The 22,608-nt window shown below is 44.3% G+C and carries 15 protein-coding genes; 6 read left to right on the top strand and 9 right to left on the bottom strand.

All coding sequences use genetic code 11. The features are described from left to right. Nucleotides 1-100: 100 nt before the first annotated feature. Nucleotides 101-1,606, bottom strand: a complete 1,506-nt coding sequence (locus tag ACQY73_RS13235; protein ID WP_428666668.1) for a sulfatase family protein — start codon at nucleotides 1,604-1,606, stop codon at nucleotides 101-103. 237 nt (nucleotides 1,607-1,843) lie between these two features. Here ACQY73_RS13235 and ACQY73_RS13240 point away from each other — a divergent pair, with 237 nt between their 5' ends. The 6 genes from ACQY73_RS13240 to ACQY73_RS13265 all read left to right on the top strand — a co-directional run bounded on the left by ACQY73_RS13240 (nucleotide 1,844) and on the right by ACQY73_RS13265 (nucleotide 10,070). Then, nucleotides 1,844-2,572: a hypothetical protein gene (locus ACQY73_RS13240; RefSeq protein ID WP_428666671.1), complete on the top strand. Its 729-nt coding sequence runs from the start codon at nucleotides 1,844-1,846 to the stop codon at nucleotides 2,570-2,572. Nucleotides 2,573-2,644: 72 nt separating this feature from the next. Beyond that, nucleotides 2,645-3,673 (top strand): hypothetical protein, encoded by a 1,029-nt coding sequence (locus tag ACQY73_RS13245; protein ID WP_428666674.1) that lies wholly within the window; start codon nucleotides 2,645-2,647, stop codon nucleotides 3,671-3,673. 24 nt (nucleotides 3,674-3,697) lie between these two features. After that, on the top strand, nucleotides 3,698-5,386 hold the full coding sequence (locus ACQY73_RS13250) for an arylsulfatase (RefSeq protein WP_428666677.1): 1,689 nt from the start codon (nucleotides 3,698-3,700) through the stop codon (nucleotides 5,384-5,386). Between the two features lie 112 nt (nucleotides 5,387-5,498). Continuing rightward, complete coding sequence (locus ACQY73_RS13255) at nucleotides 5,499-6,968, top strand: sulfatase family protein (RefSeq protein ID WP_428666680.1); 1,470 nt, start codon at nucleotides 5,499-5,501, stop codon at nucleotides 6,966-6,968. A gap of 137 nt (nucleotides 6,969-7,105) precedes the next feature. Continuing rightward, on the top strand, nucleotides 7,106-8,782 hold the full coding sequence (locus ACQY73_RS13260; protein ID WP_428666683.1) for a L,D-transpeptidase family protein: 1,677 nt from the start codon (nucleotides 7,106-7,108) through the stop codon (nucleotides 8,780-8,782). A gap of 10 nt (nucleotides 8,783-8,792) precedes the next feature. Further along, entirely contained in the window at nucleotides 8,793-10,070 is a 1,278-nt protein-coding gene (locus ACQY73_RS13265; protein ID WP_428666685.1) for an Hsp70 family protein, read from the top strand. On the opposite strand, the gene ACQY73_RS13270 is transcribed toward ACQY73_RS13265, so the two are convergent. The 8 genes from ACQY73_RS13270 to ACQY73_RS13305 form a co-directional block, all read right to left on the bottom strand. Further along, nucleotides 10,054-11,346 carry a TolC family protein gene (locus tag ACQY73_RS13270; RefSeq protein WP_428666688.1) on the bottom strand — a complete coding sequence of 431 codons (1,293 nt, stop codon included), beginning with the start codon at nucleotides 11,344-11,346 and terminating at the stop codon, nucleotides 10,054-10,056. The genes ACQY73_RS13265 and ACQY73_RS13270 overlap by 17 nt on opposite strands. 126 nt (nucleotides 11,347-11,472) lie before the next feature. Beyond that, nucleotides 11,473-14,574: an efflux RND transporter permease subunit gene (locus ACQY73_RS13275; RefSeq protein WP_428666690.1), complete on the bottom strand. Its 3,102-nt coding sequence runs from the start codon at nucleotides 14,572-14,574 to the stop codon at nucleotides 11,473-11,475. Beyond that, on the bottom strand, nucleotides 14,571-15,635 hold the full coding sequence (locus tag ACQY73_RS13280; protein WP_428666693.1) for an efflux RND transporter periplasmic adaptor subunit: 1,065 nt from the start codon (nucleotides 15,633-15,635) through the stop codon (nucleotides 14,571-14,573). Before ACQY73_RS13280 ends, ACQY73_RS13275 begins: the two co-directional genes overlap by 4 nt. Nucleotides 15,636-16,093: 458 nt before the next feature. Then, on the bottom strand, nucleotides 16,094-16,852 hold the full coding sequence (locus ACQY73_RS13285; protein ID WP_428666695.1) for a LytR/AlgR family response regulator transcription factor: 759 nt from the start codon (nucleotides 16,850-16,852) through the stop codon (nucleotides 16,094-16,096). Nucleotides 16,853-16,873: 21 nt separating this feature from the next. Beyond that, nucleotides 16,874-19,072 (bottom strand): histidine kinase, encoded by a 2,199-nt coding sequence (locus ACQY73_RS13290; protein WP_428666698.1) that lies wholly within the window; start codon nucleotides 19,070-19,072, stop codon nucleotides 16,874-16,876. Then, complete coding sequence (locus tag ACQY73_RS13295) at nucleotides 19,069-19,638, bottom strand: hypothetical protein (RefSeq protein ID WP_428666701.1); 570 nt, start codon at nucleotides 19,636-19,638, stop codon at nucleotides 19,069-19,071. Before ACQY73_RS13295 ends, ACQY73_RS13290 begins: the two co-directional genes overlap by 4 nt. A gap of 22 nt (nucleotides 19,639-19,660) precedes the next feature. Further along, the gene (locus ACQY73_RS13300; RefSeq protein WP_428666704.1) at nucleotides 19,661-20,299 is read right to left on the bottom strand and encodes a hypothetical protein; all 639 of its coding nucleotides are present in this window, start codon (nucleotides 20,297-20,299) and stop codon (nucleotides 19,661-19,663) included. Between the two features lie 140 nt (nucleotides 20,300-20,439). Further along, entirely contained in the window at nucleotides 20,440-22,605 is a 2,166-nt protein-coding gene (locus ACQY73_RS13305) for a TonB-dependent receptor (protein ID WP_428666706.1), read from the bottom strand. Nucleotides 22,606-22,608: the final 3 nt, after the last annotated feature.

The raw sequence follows: 22,608 nt of genomic DNA on the forward strand, positions 1-22,608 counted from the left end.
CTCGAATCCTGAATAAATACCCAAACATTCAATAGACGCTGCTACATAGCAGTTGTATGTAATGTGAGATTTTGAGTCACTTCCCTCGTACTGCAAATTACTATTTCTTCACCTCCTTTAAAAGCTCCTGCAACTCTTTCACTTTCTCAGGATTGGCTTCTGCCAAATTGTTCTTCTCACCGATATCTTTGGCCAAATCATACAGCTGCGGTTGTGGGTCATTGCCCAATTCGGTATTGGTTTCAATACTTTTCTTTGCGCGGTTACTCGGTTCAATGTATTTCCAATTGCCTTTGATAATAGAAAAGGTACCGGCATGTTCAATCAGATAATCGCGCCCTTTTTTGTCTTTTCCCAAAAACGTCGACAAATAATCTTTGGTATCGGGAGCAGTCGTTGCGTCAAATTTCTGTCCTGTCATTGCCGCAAAGGAAGCGAGTAAATCCACCTGACTAACCAACGCATCGGAAACTCCTGCTTTCACTTGCATGGGCCAGCAAACAATGAACGGCACGCGGGTACCGGCATCAAAGGCACTGTATTTCCCACCGCGCAATGTACCTGCCGGTGTGTGGCCATTAAGCAATTCTACCGCTTGGTCTTGGTAGCCATCGTCAACTACGGGGCCGTTGTCGCTGGAGAAAATGACAAGCGTATTTTTGGTCAGATTCAATTTATCCAACGTTTTCATTACCTCGCCGACCGTCCAATCCAATTGAAGAATGACATCGCCACGAGCGCCCATGCCGCTTTTGCCCACAAACCGTTGGTTCGGAACACGGGGTACGTGAATATCCTGCGTAGAAAAATATAAAAAGAACGGCTCTGATTGATGTTTTTCGATGAAAGAAACAGCTTTTTCGGTAAAAATATCGGCCATATCTTCATCTTTCCAGCGCGCCGATTTCCCACCTGTCATGTAGCCAATACGACCAATGCCGTTAACAATGGTAAAATCATGCCCGTGCGAATGTTTCATTTTCAGCAGTTCAGGGTGGGCGCGGCCGGTGGGTTCATTACCGATCGGTTCTTTGAAACTTACTTTAATAGGATCGGCAGGGTCAAGATTCACCACGCGGCGATTTTCTACATATACGCACGGAACGCGGTCACCGGTAGCGGCCATGATAAACGATTCATCAAATCCAATATCCAAGGGACTCGGTTTGATTTCGCCGTTCCAATCAGGCCCGCCTTGCGGCCCCAAACCTAAATGCCACTTGCCTACTACCCCTGTTTTGTAGCCTGCCTGCTGAAACACCAACGGCAATGTGCTGCGCCCGGGCAAAATCAGCGCTGCAGCATCGCCAGTAGCCACGCCCGTACCCTGTTTGCGCCAGGCGTATTCACCCGTCAGCATGGAGTAGCGAGATGGGGTGCAAGTGGCCGAGGTAGTATGCGCATTGGTAAAGCGCAGACCGGCCTTGGCCAATTTATCAATGTTGGGCGTTGACACTTTTTTGGCTCCGTAGCAACTTACATCGCCATAGCCCAAGTCATCGGCGTAAATAATGATGACATTAGGCCGCGTGGCCTGACTAAAAGCAGATTGTACCAAAAATACAATCATCCCTAAAGTGTAGATAAAAGGGTTAGATCTGAGCATAAGTGGAAACTATATTATAGACGCTAAAATAGCCATTCTCATTTTAAAATTCCTAAAAACTGCTGTTCATCCGAAAAACTGCCTTGGTCGGCCCGATTTTAAACCGCTCCTGTACTCCTTGGTCACCAATAAATAATTTCTTCTCTACCTTTATAACATGTTTACGGGCGTTTTTATAACTTTCCGCATCAGCATTACCAATCCCAACTTTTTCACACATTAAACGTTTAACATACTGTGGCAGAAGAACCTCAAAAAAGTAAAATGAGTGGCTGGCTCCGCGATTTGGCGGGTGTATTTGTGGTCATGGATGATAAAAAAACCGAGGAAAAACCAACGACTGCACCTCCTCCTGCTTCAACCTCTGCTACAGCAGCAAAAAGCCCCGCTACCGCCGCTCCGTCCATTTCTGCACCGCCTGCTTCAAGCGACTTTGTAGATGATCTGCGAAATCGATTCCGTAAGATATTGGAAGACAAGAATCAGCCCGGCTTCGACTTTTATGAATTTTCGCTGATGCTGCTGCGCACAAGTACAAATCCTTCAGTAGAACATTTTAAAACAGCTTATGAAGGTGCTAAGTTATTGAATCCCAATTGTAACCAGCAGTTCTTGCTGGAATCGGCCAATTTTTATAAAACCGAATTGCAAAAGGCTTTCGAAGCAACGGTGAGTGCCGGAGAGCAAAAAAAATCGGCCCTGAATGCAGAAAAAGACAAAGAGCAAAAGCAATTGAACAACGAAGTATCTAATATTGAACAACAATTGGGCAAGTTGAAGCAGCAGATCGCCGATCTGGAGAAAGCACAATCGGAGAAATTAAGCGCATTGAACGGCATTGACAGCAAATTCAACGATAAATTTGTCGAAATCGAACAAAAAATTCAGGCAACCGTCACGGCCAAAGACGGTGTTGCCAATGAAATGGCATTGATAGAAAACGGCATTAAGCAGTATATTTCTTAAAACCGGTGTTTGTAATCATTAAAAGTAGAGACAAACTCTATTTATTACTTCCATAAAACCAATCAAAACACTATGAATTTAACAGGAGCAGGCAAAATAGCCTTGATTTTTCTAATAGTAGGAGCATTGGGAGCAGGGTATTACTTTTTTGGGCCCAATCCGCATCCCGTATTCAACGAAACGGCCACTTCTACCACGGCTCCCGAAGGCGGCCCTTCAAATGCAACATCTACTGACAATACTGCCTCTGACGACAACACCGCAAGCAGCGAGTCGTCGGCCACTTCGTCGGGAAGCACCGCTTTTTCTTATACTGCGCCCGAGCCTGTAGACGGAACACTCAAAGGTGTAGTTGAACTAGGTGCCAGTGGGTTCAATTCTTTTGTGGTCAACATCGACAAAGACAAAAACTGGAAGCTGGAAAAAGCGGAATTCGGCAACAGCATGGTCATTGAAAACATGGCCTCCGATTACGATATTCGCGTGGGTCTAAAAAAATACATCAGCAACATGATCGACCAAGGAGTTAACGGAAAAAATATTCACTTCGTGGTAAGCTCCGGCGCAATCAAGGCCGACGTAACCCAAAAGATCATCAAAGTATTGAAAGATATGGGCTACATGGTCAACACCGTAACGCCCGAAGAGGAAGGAACCTTGGGTCTGAAATGTACGCTTCCACCTTCCTACTATAACAAAGGCTTTTTTACCGACATTGGCTCCGGAAACACAAAGATCGCATGGACGACCGGCGGCGATGTCAAAAGCCTGGAAACGTACGGAGCCAAATATTATGAAAACGGTACAAGTGCCGACGTCGTTTATGAAGAAGCAGGTGCTAAAGCCAAGCAAGTACCCACTTCCAAAAGAGATATTTGCTTCATCATTGGAGGCGTTCCGTTTGATCTGGCCAAAGAAGTTCGCAACGGCAAAGAACGTTATACCGTGTTAAAAGCACCCGACGCCTATAAATTAGACAAAGCCAAAGCAAAGGCCGGCGGCAATATCTATAAAGCCATTGCCGATGCTACGGGTTGCAAACAGTTTGTGTTTGACTGGGATGCCAACTTCACCATTGGATTTTTGTTAGGTCTGAAATAAGCGGTTTCTTTTTGCATTATCTTCATGAGCAAAGCCTTCGAATTGATTCGCGAAGGCTTTGCTTTTTTGTTGCTTAGATTTGGGATCATTTTACCTTTGTACAAAAGAACCGGACACCTTCTATCCATTCCAATTTCTGTTATGCAACGACTCTTATTGCTGCCCATTTTCCTTTTCTCGTTTTTAACATACTCTCAAAAATCAGCCTCCAAGCCCAATGTGATCTACATTTTTGCCGATGACATGGGCTATGGTGAACTGGGATGTTATGGACAAAAAAAGATAAAAACGCCTAATTTGGATCGTTTGGCAGCAGGTGGAATGCGTTTTACCCAGCACTATTCTTCCGCTCCGGTGTGCGCTCCGTCGCGCTGCGGGCTCATGACCGGTCGCCATACAGGTCATACGTATATTCGCGGGAATTATGAATTAGGTGGTTTTGAAGATGATAAAGAAGGCGGGCAAATGCCGCTCAACGAAGGTGCTTTTACCTTGGGCCACCTTTTCCAAAAAGCAGGCTATAGAACGGGAGCCGTGGGCAAATGGGGCATGGGAATGGCCAATACGACCGGCAATCCCAATCAACAGGGGTTTGATTTCTTCTACGGACTGCTGTGCCAGAAACAATCCCACAATTTTTATCCAACTCACCTTTGGAAAAACGGGGAGAAAGTTCCGCTCAATAATCCCTTCATCCGAGTCCATAAACCCATGGCCGAAGGCGATGAAAACTATGACTACTACGTCGGAAAGGAATACGCTATTGATAAAATGACCGAACAGGCAAGTGCCTTCATTACCGAAAATAAAGATCGTCCTTTCTTTTTGTACCTGCCCTACACGCTGCCTCACGTCTCACTGCAAGCTCCTGCCGAAGCCGTGAAGCAATACATCGGTCAATTTGACGAAAAGCCCTACAGGGGTCAAGGAGGCTATGCTTCAACGCGTTATCCATATTCTACTTACGCAGCCATGATCTCTTATCTCGACAAACAAGTGGGGTTAATCCGGGATTTGCTCAAAAAATCAGGCTTGGAAGAAAATACCATCATTATGTTTTCGAGCGATAACGGTGCTACGTTTGTGAAGCAGGTGGACACTCGTTTTTTTGAAAGCGTGGGCAAATTTCGCGGGTTAAAGATGGAAGTTTATGAAGGCGGGATCCGCGTTCCGATGATCGCTTACTGGAAAAACAAAATCAAACCCGGTCAAACCACCGATCACGTTTCAACACAATATGACCTAATGGCCACCTATGCCGAATTGCTCAACGTGGGGGTAGGCTTTACGCCTGCCCAATCCACGATAAAAGGGACAGACGAGCAAAAGAGAACGCAGAAGAGGACAGACGTAAAGCGGGCAGACGTAAAGCCTGCCCCTACGATGGGTGACGGTATTTCGTTTTTGCCGACATTGCTCAACAAAGGCACTCAAAAACAACACGATTTTCTCTACTTTGAATACCCCGAAAACGGCGGGCAGTTGGCCATTCGGAAAGGAGATTGGAAAGGTGTGAAACGAAATGTGAAAAGCAATCCCGCTACAGCTTGGGAAATTTATAATTTAAAAGAAGACATCAGCGAAAGCAACAATCTTGCAGCAGCTCATCCTGAACTTGCTAAAGAATTTGACGAAATCGTACAGCGCGAACATCGTCCTTCGCATTTACAGGAATGGGAATTTATAGACCCCAAATTTGAAGTAAAGAAATAACTATTTAACCACAAAGAGCTCAATGAATTGCACAAAGGTCACAATGAGTACTTTGTGATTCTTAGTGCCTCTTCTTAGTGTCCATTGTGGTTGATGATATTAAATTGAAGAAATGAAAAAGACGTTACTATTTTCAGTTACGCTAATAGCTGTAGCTGTTCTCTCAGCTTTCCAATTTTTAAACGTTGTAAAAGTCTCTAAAGCCAACCGGCCTAATATCGTTTTGATTTTTATGGACGATATGGGTTACGGCGATCTGAGTTGCTACGGAGCGTTGCAATACCGCACTCCAAACCTCGACAAATTGGCAGCAGAAGGCATCCGTTTTACGAATTTCTTGGCAGCCCAAGCCGTTTGCAGCGCCTCGCGGGCTGCATTGATGACCGGTTGTTATCCTAATCGTATCGGAATTTCGGGGGCGTTATACCCCAACGCAAAAGTCGGGTTAAATCCTGACGAAACGACCATTGCCGAATTATTGAAAGAGAAGGGCTACGCCACAGGCATGTTCGGAAAATGGCATTTGGGTGACCGTCCCGAATTTTTGCCTACCAAACAAGGCTTTGATGAATACGTAGGTCTCCCTTATTCCAACGATATGTGGCCGGTAGGATACGATGGCAAGCCCGTCGTTGATGCCGATAATCGCAAGAAAAACTTTCCTTTACTGCCTCTTTTGAGCAATAACGACACCATTCAGGAAATAAAAACGTTGGACGATCAAGCAAAATTGACAGGAATCTATACCGAGCGGGCGGTGAATTTTATTAGAAAAAATAAACAAAAACCCTTTTTTGTCTATCTGCCTCATTCCATGCCGCACGTGCCTATTGCCGCATCTGCTAAGTTCAAAGGAAAAAGTAAGCAAGGCACTTATGGCGATGTTGTAATGGAAATTGACTGGTCGGTAGGAGAAATCATGAAAGCGCTCAAAGAAACCGGCACAGACAAAAATACCGTAGTGATCTTTACGAGCGACAACGGCCCTTGGCTCAATTACGGCAATCATGCCGGCTCCTCGGGTGGCTTGCGGGAAGGAAAAGGCAACAGTTTTGAAGGTGGTCAACGCGTGCCGTGTATCGTGCGCTGGAAAGGTGTTACGCCTGAGGGGTTGGTGTGTAATAAACTTACATCTACCATTGATTTATTGCCTACTATTGCCAACATCTGCGGTACAAAATTACCGGAAAAGAAGATCGACGGCGTTGATATTCTACCGCTTTTAAAAGGAGATATGGAAGCGGCCCCGCGCAAATACTTCTACTATTATTATCGCCGCAACAACCTCGAAGCCGTACGTCGCGACGACTGGAAACTTGTTTTGCCGCATGAAGGCCGTACGTACGAAGGTCAAGTACCGGGCAACGATGGCTTTCCGGGAAAAGCGCCTGAAAATCATCCGTTTCCGTTAGCGCTCTATGATCTGCGCCGCGACCCCGCCGAGCGTTACGATGTAAAGGAAGTGTACCCCGAAATTTTGGCGGAGCTTCAAAAAGTCGCCGAAGAAGCGCGCGAAGATTTAGGGGATGATCTATTGAAACGAACGGGTAAAAATGTGCGCAAAAGTGGGATGGCGCAGTAAAGAGGGTATTCGGTTTCAAACACATGATGACTACCAATAATTAAAATAGTTGGAGAGATAGTTCGGGGTGAATTTCTTTTTAACAGGTCATCAAAGCAGAAATGATTAGCTTTGCGGTTGGAGAAAAACAATTCTGAATGAAGCAACACCTAAAAAAATACTGGCCGCACATTGCTGTAGGAGCGGGAATTATCGCGATCATCAGCGGAGTTTTATACTACCAATTCCGTCAGAAAGAACAACCGCAAATAGCCTTTGCGCCCGATTCCAGTATCTATTCCAAGAAGAACTATACCAATTTTATTCTGGACAGTGCAGCCCTGGTTGTTTTTTATCGTACGCATTTGATCTCAGACAGTACGCAAAAAGATATCAGTGAATTTTACAGAAGGAGAGCCTACCAATATGCCTGGTTCAGCGAAAATAACCTTACTAATGCTGCCCTCAATTTCAATAGCCAACGACAGGCTTACATTACGGATTTTGCCGACAGCAGCCTCCAAAATATCGAAATTGACACTTTATTGGCGGAAGCACAAAACCAAAGCCCTACCTTTCTGGCAAATCCGGTGAACGTTCGAAAATTAGAACTTTTATTAACGGCCGCTTTCTTTAATTACACCGACAAAGCCTTTACAGGTTCAGTCAAAAATCTGCCGGATTTGGAATGGTTTATTCCCCGAAAAAAGAAAGATTATCAGGCATTACTCGATACATTGGTTTCGGCCAAGGGTAATCTCATCCGTGAACCGGTAAATCGGTATTACACGTTATTAAAAGACCAACTTCGACAGTATAGGAACATCGAAAAGGCCGGAGGATGGGGCGTCATTGATTTTGGCAAAAAGACACTCAAAAAAGACGATACCGATTCGTTGCTTTTTGCCGTCAAAAGGACTTTAGTGATGCAGGGTGATTTAAAATCGGCCGATACCACCGATGTTTTCACCGACTCATTGGTGGTGGCAGTCAAGCATTTTCAGCACCGCTTAGGGCTTAGGGAAAGCGGCAAGATCGACGCAGCTACAGCGGCCGAACTCAGCCGACCGGTAAGCTTCAGAATCCGTCAGATCATGTTGAATATGGAACGCCTGCGGTGGGTGCCGGCCGAAATGGAACCCAATATGCTGCTGGTCAACATTCCTGAATTCAAATTGCACGTCTTTGAGAGCGGTCAACAGCCGTGGATGATGAACGTAGTGGTGGGCAAAGAAGCGAATAAAACGAGCATCTTTAAAGGCAACCTTTCGTATGTCGTGTTGAATCCTTATTGGGTGGTAACCAACAATATCATCAACAATGAAATATTGCCCAAGTTGAAGCAAAATCCCGGCTACCTTGCCCGCAACAATATGGAAGTCGTATCGGGCACAAAAGTGATTGACCCTTACTCCGTCCGATGGAAGTCGTACAGTAAAAATGTACCTTTTACGATTCGACAAAAACCCGGAAAATCCAATTCTCTGGGAAAAGTAAAATTCCTGTTTCCCAACAATTACAGCATTTATCTTCACGATACGCCTTCTAAAGGCCTGTTTGGAGAATCAAGCCGTGCCTTCAGCCATGGCTGTATTCGTGTGGCTGAGCCCGAACGTTTGGTGTTGCATGTATTAAAGAATGATCCTGCATGGAACGAAAACAAACTGGAAAGTGTATGGGATACTCAGAAGGAGAAATGGATAACCGTCCGACCGTCACTACCTGTTTACATTGTTTACTTTACGGCGTGGGTAGACCAAACGGGTCAGTTAAATTTCCGTAATGATCTGTACGGATTAGATAAAACGTTAGCAAAAGAAATTTTTGGAGAATAAAAGAGTAATAATGTCTGACATATCTTGTGGAGTAGATTTTGGAACGTCGAATTCTACCATTGCATTTTACCGAGGCAACAGCCTTACATTGGTTCCCGTTGAAAAACACCATACTACCATACCAAGTGCCATCTTTTTTGAGCGTATCAGCAATACTCCCTACTACGGTCGGGAAGCTGTCGATTTATTTTTAGACCGCGAGAAAGGACGTTTTATGCGCAGTTTGAAGCGCGTATTGGGTACGTCGGTCATGAAACAGGGAACGTTGGTCAATGGCGCTCCCATGAATTTCAACAAGATCATCGGCCAATTTATCAAACACCTGAAAAACAAAGCTGAAGCATTTGCCGAACAGGAAATTGAAAATGTGATCATGGGTCGGCCGGTTCATTTTATTGACAATGACCCTATCGGTAATAAAAATGCGCAGGAAGAATTAAGGACGATTGCTCAACATGTAGGTTTCAAAAACATTGATTTTCAGTTTGAACCCATTGCCGCCGCCTTCGCGCACGAAGTACATGTAACGGGTGAAAAATTGGCTTTGGTTGTCGATATCGGTGGTGGTACTTCCGACTTTACGGTCATTCGGCTTGCTCAAAAGTACTTGAATAAATCTGACCGTTCAGGCGATATTTTGGCTAATACAGGTGTCAGAATTGGGGGAAATGACTTTGATAAAGACCTGAGTCTAAATGCTTTCATGCCCGAACTCGGCTACCGAAGCACTTATGGTGATAAAAACCTGCCTGTACCTTTGAAGTTTTACTATGATCTGTCGGAATGGAGCAAAATAAATTCGCTGTATACGCCCAAAAACCTGATGCTGCTTCGTCAGTATTTGGGGCAATCGCACGATAAAACACGTTTTTCGAGATTGGTAACCGTACTTAATCAGGAGAGTGGCCATATTCTTTTGGGCGTCGTGGAAGACACAAAAATTGCGCTTACGTCCAATGATGCCTACGATGCACCCATTGATTTCATCGAAGCGGGTTTTGCCGTAGAAACCACCAAAGAAGTTTTTGAAGCCGCGATCGATCAGGAAATCACAACTATTGCTCTGGCTGCCCATCAATGTGTTAAGGATGCAGGCGTAACGCCGCAGGATATTGACCTGATCATTTTAACGGGAGGCTCTACCGAGATTCCTGCGGTACAATTAAAGTTCAGGGAGTTGTTCCCGAATGCTGTTGTATCTGAAGAAAACAAACTCGACAGCGTAGGCGTTGGACTCGCCTACGACAGCAAACGGAAGTTCTTGGGAAGCATTACTTCAATTCATTGACCAAACGCAACAGTTCGATCTCAGCAGCTTTGGAAGCAAAACTTAAATTGGTAAATGTATAACCTGCATTTTCAAAACTTTGCTGGGCCTGACGTACTTCCACGATAGTTGCCTGGCGAAGTTGAAAACGTTGAAGCACCAAGTTTAACAGCTGTTTTGCCAAGTCTAACGTCTTTTTCTGCTCATCCAATTGTTGCAGACTCATACTATATGCCTGATACGTTCTGACAGCCGCATTGCTGAAATTCCGCAGAAGGATACTTTTTTGTAATCCTGCATTTTTGGCGTTGATTGTTGCTATTTGTTCCTGTCGTTTAAAAATTCCGCCGTTATAGATCGGAATCCCTAATGACAGTCCAAGAAAAGGCCCACTGCTTTGGTTAAGCAGAAGTTGTCCTGCCGCCTGCTGGTTGCGGTTGTAGTTATAACCTGCATTGGCCCGCAGCGTAGGATAACGCAACGCTGACGTTTCTTTGATCACTTGCTCGGCAATCCGTATCTGGTATTCGGCAGCCATCAATTCGGCATTTCTGTTCAGATTTTTTAAAATATCTTCCATGACAATGCCGCGATTCACAATAATAGTATCCCGAACGTTGATCATTGTATCAGGCCTTACGTTCATCAACAGCACCAAATCCGTTTTCGCCTGCTCAATAATAAGCTGTTGCGATTGTTTTGTTTGATACAGGGTGTTCAAATCAATTTGAGATTGAAACAGATCGGCGTTATTGGCCAAACCTACACTTTGCTGCGCTTTTACTATGTCAAGGCGTTTTTGAGCTACGTCGATGGATTGGTCAATGGTTCTGGTATAGGCTTGCTGGCGAACGATATCATAATACTTCGTCATTACCGCCGCGATGGTATTCTGTACTTGGGCATTCACATATTGCAGGCTTTGCAATTCAATTTGCTCCAACCGTTTTTTTGTGGCCACTACCCTGTATCCATTATAAAGCAACATGCTTCCGGTCACGTTAGAACTGAACTGATTGGCAGCAGCGCCATCACGTTTGATCTCTACTCCCGTATTCAGTTTTTGATTTACGTTCGTAATTTGCTCATTATCAGTAATAGACGCCGTAACAACGGGTCGACCGCCCGCAATGCTGATATGATTATTGATGTCGGCAATTTGTACGTTATTTCTTAACACTTCAATATCAAGGTTGTTCTTCAACGCCATACTGATTGCATCGGGCAATAAAAGTGTTTGCGAAAAGAGCCTTTGGGTAAAAAATAAAGTGAATAGTATTAAAGTGTATTTCTTCATTTTGAAGATCGTATTTTACAGAAAAAAGTATTTTATGTGTATGAATGAACGTCGGCGAGGTTTGACCTTGACAACATCGGCTAGGTTTTGAACGGCAGACGCCCAGTCCTAGCCGACGTTATTATTTTAATGAACTGCTACTTCTTTTTCCTCAGTCGTTTCGTTTTCCGTTGTTTTATGTTCGCCCGATACAAAAGTGTATACTGCCGGTACTACAAACAGAGTAAGAACGAGTGAAAATAAAATTCCGCAAACCACCACAATTCCCAACGGAACACGGCTTGTACTGGCCGCTCCTAAGCTCAATGCAATCGGCAATGCTCCCAATGAGGTCGCAAGACTGGTCATCAGAATGGGGCGAAGGCGTTGGGTAGCAGCATCAATGACCGCATCGAATTTCTTCAGTCCCTGCTCGCGGCGCTGATTCGTAAACTCCACGATCAGGATACCGTTCTTGGTTACGAGGCCAATGAGCATGATCATTCCGATCTGCGAGAAGATATTTAAGGTTTGGTCAAATACCCACAAGCTCAACAATGCGCCCGCCAATGCCAAAGGCACCGTAATCATAATGGTAAAGGGATCAATAAAGCTTTCAAACTGAGCCGCCAATACCAAATAGATCAACACCAACGCCAGTGCAAATGCAAACAGAATGTTGGAAGAACTTTCAGAAAAATCCCTGGAAGGGCCCGAAAGCGCTGTTTGAAAACTTTCATCCAATAGTTGAGCGGAAATCTTATCCATCGCCGCAATACCGTCTCCAATCGTGTAGCCTTCCGACAATGATGCCGAAATAGTGGCTGACTTATAGCGGTTATAGTGAAACAGTGTTGACGGGTTAGTGCTTTCTTCCCATTTTATTACTGTGCTCAATGGTATATTTTCACCGCGATTGTTGCGTACATACAGTCTTCCGATGTCTTCCGGTTTATTGCGGTCACCTCTCTCTACCTGCGCAATGACCGAATATTGGAATCCGTTTTGAATGAAATATGCTAATCGGCCACCGCTGAATGCCGCTTGAATCGTCGCGATCACATCTTGGGTACTTAGTCCCAGATCCTTGATTTTCATCCGATCTACCGTCAGTTTCAATTCGGGACGGTTGAATTTGAGGTTTACGTCTACGTTGGCAAACGTCTTATCGTTCCGTGCCGCATCCAAAAATTTCGGGATAACCTCACGTAATTTTTCCAGATCCTGGCTTTGCAAAATAAACTGAACCGGCAACCCACCGCGCGACCCTTGCCCTACCGAAATGGTTTGTTCCTGTACCGCAAAAACCCGCGCCTGATTAAATCGGCCTAATTTTTTTTGCAGATCATTGACAATATCACTTTGGCTACGAGTACGTTCCGTAGGAGGTACTAAACCAAGACGAGGTGCCGCACTGTTGGTAGCACCACCGCCACCGGGTCCACCACCGGGCGTTCTGACAAAGATAAAATCGCGCTCCGGAATGGAATCATACAGGAACTTACCCAAGTCATCGGCAATTTTTGCCATAGCACTATAGCTTGTGCCTTCGGGTGCTGTTACGTTGAAACGGATGTTGCTGCGGTCTTCCAAAGGAGCCAACTCGCTTTTCAATGTTCCGATACAAAAATAAATGATTCCGGCGCAACCCGCTACGATCACCCATGCCATCCAACGTACTTTAAGGAATCCTTTCAATAAGCGCTGGTAGCCATCTTCCATACCCCGGAAGAAAGGTTCGGTCTTGCGATAAAACCAACCATGCCCTGCTTTTTTACGGGTCAAATATACGTTCAGTACAGGCGTGATGGTCAATGATACAAAGGCTGATACCAATACTGCCGCCGCCAATGAAACTCCAAATTCGCGAAACAAACTCCCCACAAAACCTTCTAAAAATATCACGGGCAAAAACACGATCGCCAGCGTAATAGAGGTAGAAATAACCGCAAAGAAAATCTCTTTACTTCCTTCGATCGCCGCTTTTCGAATAGGAAAGCCCTGCTCAAGTTTCTTGAAAATATTTTCCGTGACCACGATCCCATCATCCACCACTAAACCGGTAGCCAATACAATGGAAAGCATGGTAAGGATATTGACGGAGAAGCCCGCCAGATACATGATAAAAAAGGTCGCCACCAACGAAATGGGAATATCGATCAAGGGACGAATGGCAATGAGCCAGTCACGGAAGAAAAAGAAGATAACCAATACCACCAAAATAAAGGAAATGATAAGCGTCTCTTCTACTTCGGCCAATGAGTTACGAATGTTCTTCGTGTTGTCCGACGTAACGATCATCTCAATATCACTCCGGTTGCTTTTCTTGATCTGCTCAATGCGTTTATAGACCTCATCGGCGATCTTGATATTATTGGCGCCCGGTTGCGGAATAATGGCCAAACCCACGGCATTCAATCCGTTGTATTTCCAACTTTGTTCCATCTGCTCGGGGCCAAGCTCTACTTTGGCCACATCGCTCAGGCGAACAATGCCCGTACTGTCTTCCCGAATGATCAGGTCACGAAATTGCTTTTCGGTCGTCAAACGACCTAAAACCCGAATGGTCAGGTCAGTATTGTTTCCGTAGATTTTCCCCGGAGGCAACTCAATGTTCTCGCTGTTGAGCGAAGTACGGATGTCTGAAAAGGCAACATTGTAGGCACTCATCTTATCAGGATTAAGCCACACGCGCATGGCGTAGCTTTTCTGACCAAAGATATTGATGGCGCTTACTTCGTCCACCGTTTGAAGTTGTTGCTGTAAAACGTTTTCGGCGTAATCGCTCAATTCAAGCAAACTTTTTGTGTTGCTCTGAATAGCCATCAGAATGATAAAATCACCGTTGGCATCGGCTTTGGATACTACCGGCGGGGCATTGATATCCTGCGGAAGGTTACGTGCCGCTTGGCTCACTTTGTCGCGCACGTCGCTGGCTGCCGCTTCAAGGTCAACGCCCAAGTTAAATTCGACGCTGATCTGGCTATTGCCCTGCGAGCTCGAAGATGTAATGGTACGAATCCCCGGAATACCGTTGATCTGTTTTTCAAGGGGTTCTGTGATCTGGCTCTCAATGATGTCAGAGTTGGCACCCGTATAAGAGGTGCTGACCGAAATCATCGGCGGGTCAATGGCGGGATAATCCCTTACCGCCAAAAACGTAAGACCTACTACCCCAAAAATGATGATCGCCAGGTTCAACACCGTAGCAAGCACCGGCCGGTTGATGGATAATTCAGAGATATTCATCGTTTTACAACTTTTCTTACTTTAAGCACTGCATCAGGTTTGGCAAATAATACTCCCGTCACTACCACTGAATCACCCATACTGAGCCCTTGAGTGATTTCTACATTATTGTCGGTACGCAATCCCGTCTGAACATTGGTATAAGTTGCTTTTCCGTTTTTCACCAAAATTACCTGATTGTTTTTGTCATCGGGAATAATGGCGTTGGTAGGAACCAGAATGGCTCTTTTATCGGTACTGTTGTTGATTATTACTTTGGCAAAAGCCCCGGGATTAACGTTCGCATTATCAAGCACCGCCCGAACCAAGATATTACGGGTTTGGCGATTGGCCTGCGGCTCAAGCGCAATAATAGTGGCTCTTCTCAAGGTCGTATCTCTTCCTTCGAGTTTGATCTTAACGGTATTTCCGATGCGTATCAGATCGCTGTTTTCTTCCGGCAATGTAAAATCGATCTTCATTCTGCCCAGTTGTTGCATGGTAGCCAACACAGTTGCCGGCGAAACATACGCGCCGGGGCTCACCTGCCGCAATCCTATCGTTCCCGTAAAAGGTGCTTTGATAACGGTTTTATCGATCAATGTTTTGGTATACTCCATATCGGCTTTCAACGTATTTACGTTATTCAGGGCCAAATCGTAGTCACTTTGATTGATGCCGTTTATATCCAATAATTGTTTCAGTCTTTCTTCGGTCTTGGTTGCTATCTCCAACTGCACTTTAGACCGTTGTACCTGTGCTTCCAAGTCTGCACTATTGATCCTTGCCAGTACTGTACCCTGAGCTACCGATTTTCCTTCGGGAACGTTCAGGTAGGTAAGCCGGCCACTGACTTCGGGTCGCAACTCCGTTGTTTCGTTGGCAATGATGGTACCGTTTGCCTCTACTACACTGGTAAGTGCCTGAGGAGTTGCCACTATTACATCGACAATGGTTGGTTTTTCTTTTTTCTCATCACGTTTTTCTTTTTCTTTCTTTTCCTTACAAGACGAGAAAAGCAAACAAAGGACAAGGGTAGATAAAGGGATATAAAAGAAGTGCGTTTTTTTAAGACAATTCATTAAAATACCGGTTAGTAGTCAAACAAAATACGTGGAATCAGCAAAATAGAGTTAGGCTAATATACTATATAACTACAAATGTAAATATTCGTACACGAAGCTAACAGCGATTACTACCCAAAAGCCATAAAAAAGAGAGCAACTACTCATATAACGCTACGACCGCCTAAATAAGGCGCTGATAAATGACTGTTCAATACAATTTTTGATTTGCTCTTTTATGTTAACTAATACTAAAAATGGGCATCTGCAAATCTTCCTTAGAGTACTTGCAGATGCCCGTTTTGATTTACTTTCGAACGATTGGGTTACTCCTACGGAGCAAATTTACACCAATGAATGTTAAATTTTGATGCTACAAACAGGTAGCCCCTATGGGGCAGTTTTTTTGACAACATATTGCTCTTACAAAAGAGGTTTTCAGCAATTTGAACTATAAATGATTTCAAGTTTATGTATCAAATCTCCATCAACCGTTTCAGATTCTCCTGATAAGTAGTACCTGACTCAATCTTCGATTGTTTTTGGTCGTTCATTACAACCATGTATTTCCCCGTAAAATAGCGCTCCATTTCCTTGATCCGAATGGTATTGACAATCGTAGAACGGCTGATCCGAATAAAGCTTGACGGAAGCTTTTCTTCCAAGCTGCTGATGGTATAATTCATGATGTATTGCCGACTATCAGCGGTATTGAGCAATACGTATTTATCTTCCGCCTGAAAAAAGCTGATATCGGCCAACGGAATAAACAAAATCCGCTCTCCGCTTTTTACCGAAATGGAATGAATTTCCTTTTTAGGATTCATTTGATGGATCAATTGAAGCAGGCTTTCGTGCGTCAGTGATTTTTCCTGTTCGGGTTTAAGGGATCTCAGCTTTTCAACCGTTTTGAAAAGTCGTTCTTTTTCAACGGGTTTCAGCAAATAATCAATCGAATTTTCTTCAAACGCTTTGATAGCGTATTGGTCATAAGCCGTCACAAACACCACCAATGGCATATAGGTGAGCCGCGACAACATTTCGAAGCCCGTCATGAGCGGCATCTCAATATCCAGAAAGATAAGATCGGGTTTTAATGATTCGATTTTCTGAATTCCTTCGTGGCCGTTTGCCGCTTCGGCCACAATTTCGAACATATCCTCAAAATTGGACAGCAATCTTTTCAGCCGTCCAAGGGCTATCTGTTCGTCGTCGATCAATATGGTTTTATACATGGTCTTTCAAAAGTCTAACAGTTACGTAAATTCGATCAAATCATACGACATCGGAATGCTGATAAGCACTGCTTTGTAGTCATTGTTTTGTACCTGAAGCGAGGCTTTTTCGCCGTAAAACAGGTTCAATTTATCTCTGATACTTCTCAACCCATAACCGCCGCCTACGTCTTCTTTAAACGCGGGGCCGTTGTCGTGAATCACAAACTGTACAGTATCTTCTTTTTGTTCAATTTTAATTTCGATCTTACCATTTTCCAACATCTGTGAAATTCCGTGCTTGATGGCATTTTCGACAATGGGTTGCAACAAAAATCGCGGAATTTTCACTTCCATCAAATTGGGACCTACCTCAATCGTAAATTGCAATCGAGCGCCAAAACGCATCTGTTCAATAGCTAAATACGATTTAACTACTTCCAATTCTTCGGCGACAGAATGACAATGGCCTTCGTTACGACCGGTGGTATACCGAAAAAGTTTGGATAATTGAATCGTCATTTCTTCGGCTTTGTCGGGGTCCTGATGTACGAGTCCGGCAATACTATTCAGGGAATTATACAAAAAATGCGGATTGATCCGCGCTTCCAATGCGTTGAGCTGAGCCTTGGTTTTCAGTTTTTCCAGATTCAGCAATTGGTATTCCTGCTCCGAAATCTTACGGGTAAAATGCCTCGATTTTTCCCAAAAATAATAGTATGCCGATACCGCTATCAAGGGAATGAAGGCAAATAACAGTGAACTGTTACTGTTATAAATATTCCGGACATTATAATCCAATATTCTCCAATAATGCGGCCAGAAAGCTTGATTGTCAGGAAAATATACGTAGAAATGCCACTGAAATAAATGAATCAGGCGAACACAAATGTAAGTAAGCAGTATCAGTGCTACGTTTTTTTGCCATTTATGATGAAGCCTTTTTTCAATGAAAGTGGTAAAAACCGTGATTGAAATAAAGCAGGCAAAACCTGTACTGATATTTACCAAAAACAGGGCTGTATTCTGCGCATTTTCGGAGGAATCGGGGTTCATCAATTCCAGCGAAAAATAGAAAACGCTGTTTAGCCCGTACACAAAAACGATCAATATAAAAAACGAATAAAAAAGGGTAGGGATCGTTGTAGTTTGCCAATTCCAATTTTTAATGGAAGGAATAGGAATACGCGGACGCGGCTCTTCTACAAAATCGTCTTCATTTTTTTTTTCTTCGTATTGGCTTATGGTTATATTTCCGCCCTGCGTTTTAAGGTTTACGCTCGCTCCTCCGCCATTCAATTGGCCGCTGAGTCGATGCGTTTTTTTCTTACCGACAAACCCCGGCAAAGGCGGTGTTTTAATGCTCGATCCTTTCACATCCAGTTGCATTCCCTGATTGAGCGGCAGGCTTACGCGGATATTTCCTCCGCTCGTTTCCAACCAAAAATAGTCGTTGATGGCTTTCACGGTCGCTTTGATATTTCCTCCTTTGGTGGAAGCGCCAAGGTTACCCTGAATTCCTTCAAAACTGATATTACCTCCTGATGTATAACACTTTAGGTCTCCTGCGCAATCATACGCTTTAATACTTCCGCCCCAGGTATCGGTATAGATCTTGCCATTGCACCGCTGAATTTTGATGTTGCCTCCTTTGGTTGAGACTTTCACTTCCCCTTTGCAATGCTCAATAAATACATTGCCTCCGAAGGTTGACACATCGGCCACTGCATCACAGGCCAATACATTTATATTGCCACCCATTGTTTTTCCCCGTATCTCCCCCACAATGGATTCCAGGCGGATATTTCCACCCATCGTATTGAGTTGGTGCCGGCCGTTCAGATTTTGGAGCGTGATATCTCCGCCAAATAAGTGATGTATATGCGTGTTGATTACTTCCGGCAGGTAAATTTTAAATGCAACCTTGGGGAAATTCAGCCAGTTGGTCCAACTTCCATAATTGGGTTTTGAGTTAAGCGACAACGTTTCATCGTTACGAAATACTTCCAGTGTATCATCGTCCCAGTCCAATTCGGAAAGTGGCTCTTCTACCAGAAACAACGTACTCCAGCGCCGGATCGTCACTCTGATCTCTATTCTCACTTCGTTTTTTTCCCACCCAATAATTTCGGAAGGGCCTGAAAAGGCATCCAATCGAAAATTTTTGAGGTTCTCGGCAGCATACGTCAGGAGTTTCGTTGGTACATCTGTCGTTGGCGTTTCCACTTTTGCAGTCATCATGGCTTTAGTTTACCGATTAAAATTAACACCAATACGCATTCAAAAACGAGCGTAAAAGGAATGATGGAAATATTTTTGAGAAATAAGATCACAGGCCATTGAGAAGCGGTTACCACCAAAAGATCATGGGATTTGAGCCACTCCAACAGGAACAAATGTGTGAACAGATCAATGCTTATGTTGGCAGCGGTTCCAATGACCATGAAGATGATAAAGTTGATGGAAAGCGTGATCTTGTTCCATGCTACGTTGGTTCGCACATTATTCCAAACCTGCTTCCAATCAGCGCGTTTCATTCTGAAAACAGAAATGACAGCACGAAAACCATTAGCAACTGAGCCATTTCCTATCACCAACAGCACCAACAGAATCCGCGACAATTCAACGGCAATTTCTAACGTAAGAAAAGCCTCGGCAGAAATTCTTCCGGTACCACCTTCCTGCACAAATCGTCCTATCGCAGCCACGAGATTCAGGATTCCAACGATCAACCAATTTCTATTAATGAAGCGCTGCGTTTCCTGTGTGACTTCGGCAAAGCCTATTTTAGCAATTGTCTGTTCCATTTTGTTTATTATAAATCGAAAATTATATCTGCGACAACATATACTGCGTTACGCTCAAACCCCAATTGGGATGAATCGTAGATACAGGTTTGAATTTAGCGAATTTCTCAAGTGCTTCTTTTAAAAGCGGTTCCGATTTCTTTTTACCGCCACCGTAGGCTTCGGGCGTGTAAAAAATGCTTTGTGCTTCCAATAGTTTGGCGCGTGGATTTTCGGGACTTATTTTTTTTGCCGCCGCCAATGCTTCTTCCGAAATCTGTCCGTATTTCTGCCAACGATTCTGTGGGTCAACGGCCAATCGCGCACCGGCAATAGTGGCTTTCATCACTTCAATTTCGTCGTTATTGGGCGATAGTTTTTCGGCAGAAGCAATCAATTTTTCCGCTTTTTCGAGCACTACATCTTTTTTGTCGGCTATGGGTTCCGACAATGATCTCATGGTGTAGCAGTACGCTGCCCAATAGTTAGGCAGCCATTCTTTGGGCTCAGCCGCTGCAATTCTTTCGAGCAGATTAGCCTGCGGCGTTAAATCTTCTTCAAAGGCAGCCGTCTGAATTTTAGTAACCACTTCTTCCATAGCTTTCACGTATTCGGGATTTTGAGCCGAAGCTACGGTTTGAATGCCTACCAAGGCAAGGAATAAAAGGATGTTTTGTTTCATTGTTGTTACGTGATATTATTATTGATTTTGAATAAGTTATGTTTATAATGCGGATTGTAAATCCGCCGCAGTCTCGTTCCCGATTGCAAATCGGGAACAGCAATGGTCGTGAACTCCCCTTCCCTCACCGGGGGTTGGGGTTAAATATCTAAATTGCTCTCTTTAGGCTTCGCCAATCCGCTCGAAAGGTTGATGGATACGCCAAAGAAAATGGTGCGATAGGCCGGTGGAATGACTTCAAAGCGCTGCTTCCCATCGGCAGAATAGCGATAACCAAAGACATTTTTTCTACCTAAAACGTTATCGAGCGTGGCATAGAATACCATGAAGTTGCCTTTGATGGTCGTAATGTAGCTCGCAGCCAAACTCAGATTGTCAAAAGTTTTGGCGTATTCAGGTTTAAAGTTTGTCGTGCCATAAGCATAAATCGGGCGTGGACTCGTGTGAGTATAGGTAATGCCGACGTTGGTGTTGATCTTAGTCAAAAACTGTTTGTAAACAATACTCCAATTGTGCTTAGAGGCAAACGTTGGCATGGATTCAACGCTGTAATTCCTAAACAGACGTTTGGTATCGAGAAACGAGTATGTCACCCAGAAGTCACCATTTTTCACCGTCTTCTTATCTCTGAAAAACACATCAAATCCTTGGGCATAACCTGAGCCGTTGTTGTTGGTCAATCCTGTTGGAAAACGGTATGGATTAGGGTCATAGAACGATGTTTTTTCCGACACTAAACTTTTATAGTCTTTCTTAAAGGTTTCGATGCGGAAAGTGCGATCATTTTTGATGATCTGGTAATTCAGAATCAAATGGTTAGCCAATTCAAAATCCAGCTTTTGGTTCAGGTATAAATAGTTCTTTTCAGGTGTTTGATAAAACTGTCCTGCCGCCAGCGATACTTGGCTGTATTGGCCCGTTTTGTAAGCCAACGAAAGTCGTGGAGCCACGTTTGCTTTGTCAATTACACTCGTATATTCACCACGAATGCCTAATCTTCCTGCCAGTTTTGGAGTAAGATACAGCTCCGTTTCTGCGAATGCAGCGGTGTAATTATCGGTTAATTTAGAGGTGTATCCGTTGTAAATATTCTCGGTATGAATCGAATGAAATTCTGTACCGAACAAAATAGAATTACGATTCTCCTTGCCAAACAGTCGCGTCAATACTGCCCGAACTTGGCTGCGCTCGTCGAGTCGGTCGCCATCGTTGGTATCGATCTTAATTTTATCAACATTATGACTGTACGAAAGTCCCGTTTGCAGAATCCAGCGGCCTTCGTCAAAGTTCACCTGATAACTGCCATTGGTGAACAGATTCCTGTTGCGCATATCGAACCGATAATTGCTGCCTATCTCTTCATACGACGGAAACGAGATAATAGACTGATTATCAGAAAATGTCCCGTATACTTTCAGCGTGCTGTTTTTCGTAGGATTTTCGTTAATTGTCAACGAAGCTCCAACGCCCTGCGGCACTTTCTCCCAGTTTATATTGGATTTAATAATGTTAAACAAAGGCTGCAAATTGGTATAATTGAGCGAGCCCGTAATACTGCCTTTGTGGGTATATGTAGCCGATACGCCCGCGAGGTTTGCGCCCAAATTCCAGCCGCTTTTATCGGTGGTTTTATCCTGCGTTTGCAACAAAAGAACCGACGAAAGCGCCTGCCCGTATTGGGCTGAATAGCCGCCGGTGCTGAAGGCAGTGCCTTTGAACATAAAAGGCGTAAAGCGGCCGCGTTGCGGCACGTCGGGCGTGCTGCTGAAGAATGGATTTTGAACGATCATTCCGTCAATTACCGTCTTGGTTTCGTTGGCTGAACCGCCGCGCACAAAAAGTCCTTCCTGTTCGCCGACGCGGTTCGCCCCCGGCAAAAACTGCATCACGGCGGTAATATCAGCGCCACCGCCCGCCGTTGTGACGATGTCCATGGGTTTAAGCAACACCATCTTTTTGCTGTCTGACGCCTCGAAAGTGCCTGCCGTGATGGTCACGGTATTGAGCTCATTCATGGCTTCTTTAAGCTTAATCATGATCTCAAACGAAGCTGAAGTTAAGATTACTTTTTGCTCGAAATTCTCATAACCCAAATTAGAGGCCGAAATCGTTATAGTATCTTTTTTGGAAGTTTTAAACGAAAAATTTCCGTCAGCATCGGTGGAAGCACCGTCATAACTACCTTTAATAAAGACATTTGCCCCAATCATTACCCCACCCTTCCGGTTGGTCACTTTGCCCTTGATCACGGTTTGCGCCAAGACGAAGAGTGGAGAAAGAAGAAACGTAAAGAATAGCTTTTTCATCAG

The sequence above is a fragment of the Runella sp. genome, assembly GCF_965279615.1.
Classification (GTDB): Bacteria; Bacteroidota; Bacteroidia; order Cytophagales; family Spirosomataceae; genus Runella.

Excerpts from the sequence above, each read along its gene's own strand:
- ACQY73_RS13235 (WP_428666668.1), bottom strand. The coding sequence starts at position 1,606 with ATGCTCAGATCTAACCCTTTTATCTACACTTTAGGGATGATTGTATTT.
- ACQY73_RS13245 (WP_428666674.1), top strand. The coding sequence starts at position 2,645 with ATGAATTTAACAGGAGCAGGCAAAATAGCCTTGATTTTTCTAATAGTA.
- ACQY73_RS13250 (WP_428666677.1), top strand. The coding sequence starts at position 3,698 with ATGAGCAAAGCCTTCGAATTGATTCGCGAAGGCTTTGCTTTTTTGTTG.
- ACQY73_RS13255 (WP_428666680.1), top strand. The coding sequence starts at position 5,499 with ATGAAAAAGACGTTACTATTTTCAGTTACGCTAATAGCTGTAGCTGTT.
- ACQY73_RS13260 (WP_428666683.1), top strand. The coding sequence starts at position 7,106 with ATGAAGCAACACCTAAAAAAATACTGGCCGCACATTGCTGTAGGAGCG.
- ACQY73_RS13265 (WP_428666685.1), top strand. The coding sequence starts at position 8,793 with ATGTCTGACATATCTTGTGGAGTAGATTTTGGAACGTCGAATTCTACC.
- ACQY73_RS13270 (WP_428666688.1), bottom strand. The coding sequence starts at position 11,346 with ATGAAGAAATACACTTTAATACTATTCACTTTATTTTTTACCCAAAGG.
- ACQY73_RS13275 (WP_428666690.1), bottom strand. The coding sequence starts at position 14,574 with ATGAATATCTCTGAATTATCCATCAACCGGCCGGTGCTTGCTACGGTG.
- ACQY73_RS13280 (WP_428666693.1), bottom strand. The coding sequence starts at position 15,635 with ATGAATTGTCTTAAAAAAACGCACTTCTTTTATATCCCTTTATCTACC.
- ACQY73_RS13285 (WP_428666695.1), bottom strand. The coding sequence starts at position 16,852 with ATGTATAAAACCATATTGATCGACGACGAACAGATAGCCCTTGGACGG.
- ACQY73_RS13290 (WP_428666698.1), bottom strand. The coding sequence starts at position 19,072 with ATGATGACTGCAAAAGTGGAAACGCCAACGACAGATGTACCAACGAAA.
- ACQY73_RS13295 (WP_428666701.1), bottom strand. The coding sequence starts at position 19,638 with ATGGAACAGACAATTGCTAAAATAGGCTTTGCCGAAGTCACACAGGAA.
- ACQY73_RS13300 (WP_428666704.1), bottom strand. The coding sequence starts at position 20,299 with ATGAAACAAAACATCCTTTTATTCCTTGCCTTGGTAGGCATTCAAACC.
- ACQY73_RS13305 (WP_428666706.1), bottom strand. The coding sequence starts at position 22,605 with ATGAAAAAGCTATTCTTTACGTTTCTTCTTTCTCCACTCTTCGTCTTG.